Origin of the sequence: Paludisphaera sp. (assembly GCF_037189885.1) — a bacterium.
Classification (GTDB): domain Bacteria; phylum Planctomycetota; class Planctomycetia; order Isosphaerales; family Isosphaeraceae; genus Paludisphaera.
In genome coordinates this window covers 1-6,418 of record NZ_JBBCIR010000121.1, presented here as the reverse complement: position 1 = coordinate 6,418, position 6,418 = coordinate 1, and the positions used below count along the sequence as shown (strand labels likewise).

Genomic DNA, 6,418 nt, shown 5'->3' with positions numbered 1-6,418 from the left:
CCTGCGGCGGCTGCGGGTGAGGTATGACCGGCTGGGGGTGATCGTCGACGCCTGGACGACACTCGCTGCCAGTGTGATCTGCTTCCGTATCCTCCACCACGAATGTATGTAGTTGGACCGGGTTTTGTCAGAGCTTGTTAGAAGTCGATCTTCGCCCTCAGCGCGAAGAGGAAGGCCGTCCGGGAGTTTAGCTGGGCCGGGTCGATGGCCTGGATGTCGGCGGTCAGGGTGAACCAACTGGCGATCTTCGCGTTGTAGTACATCTCGAAGATCTGCTCGTCGCGGACCGGGGCGTGCTTCCTGAGGAGGCCCTTGAGGACGTCGCTGACGCCGAGGTAGTAGTAGCCCACGCCGAACGAGTCGGTGGTGCGGCCCGGCAGCGGGCTCATGCCGGCGGCGCCGAAGTACGTCTTCCAGAAGACCGGGTTGGTCCGCTGGTCGGCGATGCCGGCGGTCGCGAAGATCCCCCATCCACGGCCGGGATCCTCGTCGTCCAGGAAGAGGAACTGCTCGTAGGTGTAGTTGACCGCCCAGGTGTTCGTCCTCTCGCTGCGATCGACCAGGTCGTCCACCGGGACCGTGGGGAGGAGGATCAGCTCGTCCTCCGAGAGCGGGCTGTACTTGCCGCTCGCGTAGGCGATCTCCATCGCGTGGGCGCCGGGCAGGCCGGCGGGGTTGATCGGCCGACGGACCTGCGTGAACAGCGACACGCCGTTGCGGAACATCTGGCGCAGGCCGCTCGTGTCGGGCCGGCCGCTGGAATCGAGGACCTGGAAGACGAAAACCGGCTCGCCGTCCCGCAGGTACTGGAGGCCGGCGCCCGGGGTCGAGTACGGCAGCGTGCGGCCGTAGATGGGGTCGAACACGAAGGCGTCGTTCATGAAGCGGTCGATGCCGTTGCCGCCGATGAAGGGGTGGGCGTTGATGGCGGCCAGGGCGTTCATCTTGCCGAAGGTGACGACGAGGTCGGGCGTCAGGAACTGGTCGATCTGCAACGTCGAGAGCGCCGACGCCGCCCCCGTCGCCTTGGGGAACTGCATCGCGAAATTGGGGGCCACGAACGAGCCGACGTCGTCATTGACGCTCTCGCCGAACCGGCTCTCCCCCTGGAGGTTGATGAACAGGCCCCTCCAGCCGAATAGCTTCTCGCCCTCGATGGTCCCGAAGTAGTCGAACTTGACCCCGTAGCGGAAGCCCCGGTTGAGGCCGCCGCTGGCCACGCCCTGGTAGAACTGCGTGAACTTCGGCCGGACGTCGATCCCGTCGTCCAGCATGGCCTCGCGCCAGCCGAACCAGTCCCCCGTGGCCCCGAAGAACGGGGCGTCCGTCACCTCGATCTTCGTGAAGTCCTTGCCGTCGATCGGCTCGAACCTGCCCTCTTTCGGGGGCGGCGGCGCGGGGCCGGACTGGAGGCCCGTCCCGCGCGACCCGACGGAACCGAAGGAACTCTGGCCCTTCGCGGCTCCCGGCGCGAGCGCGAGGACGCCGAGCAGGGCCATCGCCCACGCGACCCGGCATCGCCGGACTCGGCCGCTCATCCTCATCGCCACGCCCCCCCCTCGAACCTCGCGAAGCCGCGCCCCGGGCGGCCCGCCATCGACGACGCCCGCCGGTCAACCGGCGCCCGACGGGGCCTCGCCGAACGGCGACGGAGCCACGGCGGGCGAGGGGGGTAGGGGCGGCGGGAAGGGGGACGGGATCACGATCGGCGGCGGGATGGAGGGGTCCGACGGCTGGACGGCGAGGTCCGACGGCGCCTCGGCGGTGATCGTCACGAAGAAGCCGAAGCCCTCCTTGCTCGCCCCCTGGAACGGATCCTTGATCGCGACCCAGGCGGCCGGCAGCTCGGCGTCGGGCGAGAAGTCGGCCACGGCCCTGGAGTTGTGGAATCCGCCGTCCGTCGTCGCGTCCAGGACGAAGTTCGCCACCAGGGTGTACCGGCCCAGGGGCGTCGGCGGGCCCGTCACCGCCTGATGCAGGTTGCATTGCCGGGCCTGGCCGCCGACGGCCTCGATCGGCGCGTGGGCGATCGACAGGGAGGTCGCGTCCCAGCCGGCCGGGGTGACGGTCGCATCGGCCAGCTTCATGCGCGCCCCGGCCTTGCGCGCCGTGCTGACGTAACCGACCACCGCGCTTTCAAGCGTCAGGACCACCTCGCGGACGTCGGGGTCGGAGCAGCGGACCTCGAAGTCCTGGACGAGTTGGAACCGCTCCGAGGCCATCGACGTACAGCCGAGCAGGCGCATGGCGGCCGTCGTCCCGGTCATGTGGACGACCATGGTATCGGGGTCGTCCGTCGTCACGTCGATCGTCCCGTCGTCGGTCCGCGCCCTCCCCTCGACGTGGGGCGTGGCGCAGCCGGAGCGTTCCCCGAGCGTGATCCGGTACGCCGGCGGCTCGTCGGCCAGGGCCGGACCGCCGGCGGCCAGGGCCAGCATCGCGGCGATGATCCATCTCATGGGCTGATCCTCCTGATATCGGGCCCGGCCCTCGCGGGCGCGTGGACGACGAGCCACGCGATCGCGGACGGCCCCCGGCCCCGCCGCGAGCGGGCCCGACAACCCTCCCTGTCGACATAATCGGCGAACACGTCCGCTCGAATGCGGTTCGAATGAAAAATGGCGCGAGTCTCGACGGCCGTCCGCGCGGGGATCTCGGCCGCGACGGGCGTCCTTTTACCGCCCCGGCGGTGTGAGATGTGCATGCACAGTCGGGCCCTCGTCTGGGAGGATCCCCGGCGGGCGAGAGGCCGGGCCCGGAGGCCAATCCGCGGCGTTAGCGCATCGGCCGAGGTCCCGAGAGACGCAACGATCCCCGACCCGACGGAGGAACGGCCGACATGAACAACGACCATTCGGCGGACGGGCTGAGGCGGCGCGATTTCCTGGCGGCGACGGCCGGCGCGGCGGCGCTGGGGGGCCTCGCGGCCAACGAGGCCGGGGCCCGACAGCCGGGCGACGGCGGCGGCGAGGCCCAGGCGAAGGGGGACGCCGCGCAACTCTACAAGCGGCACGCGCCGGAGCGACGGGAGCACAACCGCGACCTCCCGGACACCAGCGGGTTCGCCGGCATGAAGGCGAGGGAGGGCGAGGCCGGCCTCCCCTCCGCCCAGCACGAGAAGCAGCTTCGCCGGATCAAGGAGCTCGGCCTGGAGCCGGCCGACTCGATCGAGGACAAGTCCGACATCAGCTGCTTCCAGCGCGGCGGCCCGCCGAACTGGTCGGGCATCAACACCTTCATGAAGCTGCCCTACTGCGAGGACGTCCGCAAGGTCGGCCAGTACGACGTCGCGTTCGTCGGCGCCCCGTTCGACGTCGGCACCACGTACCGATCCGGTACGCGGTTCGGCCCGCAGGGGATGCGGCGCATCTCGGCGCTCTACCAGAGCTACAGCTTCGACCACGAGATCGACCTGGCCGAGACGCTCGCCATGTGCGACGCCGGCGACATCTTCTGCCCGGCCAACATCACCAAGGCCCACGACCAGATCACCAAGGCCGTGGCGCACATCCTGTCGCAGGGCACCCTGCCGATGATCATGGGGGGCGACCACTCGATCGGCTACCCGATCGCCCGCGGCATCGCCCAGTGCGTGGAGGGGAAGGTGGGGATCATCCACATCGACCGCCACGTCGACACGCAAGAGAAGGACATGGACGAGATCATGCACACCTGTCCGTGGTTCCACGCCACCAACATCCCGAACTGCCCCCCGTCGAACCTGGTGCAGATGGGGATCGGCGGCTGGCAGAACCCGCGCCCCGGCGTGAAGGCGGGGCGGGAGCGCGGCACGACGATCATGACGGTGGGCGACATCCAGAAGATGGGCGTCGACAAGGCCGTCGAGATCGCGCTCGAGGTCGCCTGGAAGGGGGCGAGCGCCGTCTACCTGTCGTACGACATCGACTCGCTCGACGCCGGGTTCGTCCCCGGGACGGGCTGGCCGGAGCCGGGCGGCCTCCTGCCGCGCGAGGCGCTCCAGATCGTCAACGGCATCGCGAAGGAGGGGATCGTGGCGATGGAGCTGTGCGAGGTCGCGCCCCCCTACGACATCTCGGACATCACGTCGCTGATGGGCGTCCGGCTCATGGCGGACGCGGTCGCGACGATGGCCAAGCACGGCCGCGTCGGCGGCCGGCTGAAGGGCTGACCGGCCATGGAGGGGCCCGCGTTCATCCTCGCGACCGACCTGGGGCCGGCGGACCCCGCCTGGGCCTTGCTGGAGGCCCAGGCGGCGGGCCTCCGCGAGTTCGCGGCGCGCTCGCTCGGGGTGGAGCCCCGGGTCGGGCTCGCCCGGCTCCCGGGGCGGTCGGCCGACGACGCGGGCGACCTCCACGTCGGCCGCGTCATCGACCGGTGCGTCGGCGACGGAGCCTCGACGGTCTTCGTCCTGCCGGCCACGTTCGAGCTGAATATCTGGCAGCGGTCGATGCTGGGCGAGGAGCTGACCGAGGCGCGCCGCCGGCACGCCTCGGCCACGATCCACCACGACTCCGTCGACCCGACCCACCCGCTCCTGGTCGACTGCTTCGTCGGCCAGATCCTCGAAGCCCTGAGCGGGCGGGGCGTCCCCCCCCAGCAGGCCGGGCTCCTGCTCGTCGCCGATGGGCAGGGCGACCCCTCCACGCGCGCCGACTCCTATCGACTGATGCGCCTGCTCTGGGAGCAGGCGGGCCTGAGGACGGGGGACGTGGGGTTCCTGCGGCACGCCCGGCCGTTCCTCCGCGAGGCCCTGGGGCGCTGCCGGCGCGAGCCGGTCGAATGGTTCCTGCTCCCGCAGCGCCAGTGGGACGGCGAGCCGTGCGACCACGCGCGAGTCATCCTCGACGACCACCGGCGAGAGCACTCCGAGGAGGGGGGCTGGCACCTGATCGACCCGCCGGGGGACCAGCCGGCGATCCGCGCCTGGCTCGAACGGCGGCTGCTCGGGCTCTGGCAAGAGAAGCGCGCCAGCCAGGCGGCCCGAGCCCCCTCGCTCCGACGCCAGGCCACCTCGAACCCGGCCGCGATCTGGTCGGGGGAGGGATGGGTTCCCGTGGCCGAGGCCGAGCCCCCGCCGCGCGCGGCGATCGTCGCGCGGGCCCGCGAGCCCGAGCCCCTCGCCAAGATCCTCTCGCGGGCCCTGCCCCGCGCCGATCGCTACCTGATCAAGGCGACCTGGCACGGCTACGCCCAGGGGACCTACACCGGGGCGGCGGCCCTGGACCTCCTCCTCGGCGCCCTTCCCGGCAGGGCCGTCGTGCTGGAGGGGCACACGAGCGGCCGGAACGTCGGCGGCGCGGACTTCGACTGGGAGGAGGACGCCGTCCGCCATCGCGCCTGGATCCGCCAGCAGGACGTCGAATTCCTGCGGCGCACGGGCCTGGCGGACGTGATGGACCGCCATGGCGCGCAGTACCTGAACGTGACCGAGGCCTGGTGGGACGGCGCGTGCGCGCCGCCCGAGGAGGTCCTGGCCGCGCTCGGGGACGCGACGCTCCGCGAGCCGAGGCTGGCCGGTTTCGTCCCCTCGGCGCTGATGGAGCTGCGGGGAAGCCCGTTCATCAGCTTCGCCCGATTCAAGGGGCCGACCCGGCTCGGCATATCGAACCTCTTCGGCCTGATCCCGCACCCCCTGCGGACGGAATGGCACGGGCCGGACATCGCCCACTTCGCCTCGATCTGCTGCGACCTGGCCCGGATTTACGGGGCCCTGTTCCCCTCGTTCGGCCTCGTGGAAGCCTTCGACTCGGCCGTGAGATGGGACCGGAAGGGGCTGTACCGGAGCCGCTGGGGGAACTACGACCTGGTGCTCACCGACGGCCTCTTCACGCTCAGCGAGGGCCTGGTGGGCGCCGACCTCCTGGCGAGCCGCCTCCAGGGCCAGGACGTGACGCGCAGCGCGTTCTACGACGTGGTCCGGGACCGCCTGGGCTGGTCGCCCGCCGCCGATTTCCCGCTCCCCGCCGACCTCCAAACGAGCCTGGCCTGAGGACGGACGGCCAGGCGCGAGGCGACTCGTTGCTCACCGCCGAGGTACACATCTTGAACGCCCGCATTAACTAAATACGCAGCCTGTTCAGAATTCCATAAAATCTATCCCCATTGAACGAAAATTTAACCGTGGTTGTTGTCGTATTTCTTCCTGACTCGTGATAATCACCCATCTTCAGAAACCCTACGGCGAGCTCCTTGACCTGAAACAGTCTATCTTGCTCGGTGTACACGAGGATCAAGTGGAGCCCTGCGTGGGAGTTGTGACAATCAACCCGGATGGCATCGCGACACGTCTTGATTTCTAGGCCGTGTTGACGATGCGGAGGCTGGCGCGGTAAGACGTTAAGGCGGATCGACGACCAGGAGGGGGCCGTCCGCCATGCGATACGCGATCACCGACGAGATCTGGGCCGTCTGGGGGCCGATGGTCGAGCGCTGCCGC

Annotated in this window: 4 protein-coding genes; 2 read left to right on the top strand and 2 right to left on the bottom strand. The window is 70.1% G+C overall.

Features of this window, described 5'->3' with window-relative positions; translation table 11 throughout:
• Window positions 1–137: 137 nt before the first annotated feature.
• Window positions 138–1,544, bottom strand: coding sequence for a carbohydrate porin (locus WG209_RS25265; RefSeq protein ID WP_337177891.1), 1,407 nt, complete (start codon window positions 1,542–1,544; stop codon window positions 138–140).
• 69 nt (window positions 1,545–1,613) lie between these two features.
• Window positions 1,614–2,459 (bottom strand): hypothetical protein, encoded by an 846-nt coding sequence (locus tag WG209_RS25260; RefSeq protein WP_337177890.1) that lies wholly within the window; start codon window positions 2,457–2,459, stop codon window positions 1,614–1,616.
• Between the two features lie 380 nt (window positions 2,460–2,839).
• On the opposite strand from WG209_RS25260, the gene WG209_RS25255 reads away from it, so the two are divergent.
• Both WG209_RS25255 and WG209_RS25250 read left to right on the top strand, forming a co-directional pair.
• Complete coding sequence (locus tag WG209_RS25255) at window positions 2,840–4,150, top strand: agmatinase family protein (protein ID WP_337177889.1); 1,311 nt, start codon at window positions 2,840–2,842, stop codon at window positions 4,148–4,150.
• Window positions 4,151–4,156: 6 nt separating this feature from the next.
• Window positions 4,157–5,971 carry a hypothetical protein gene (locus tag WG209_RS25250; protein WP_337177888.1) on the top strand — a complete coding sequence of 605 codons (1,815 nt, stop codon included), beginning with the start codon at window positions 4,157–4,159 and terminating at the stop codon, window positions 5,969–5,971.
• Window positions 5,972–6,418: the final 447 nt, after the last annotated feature.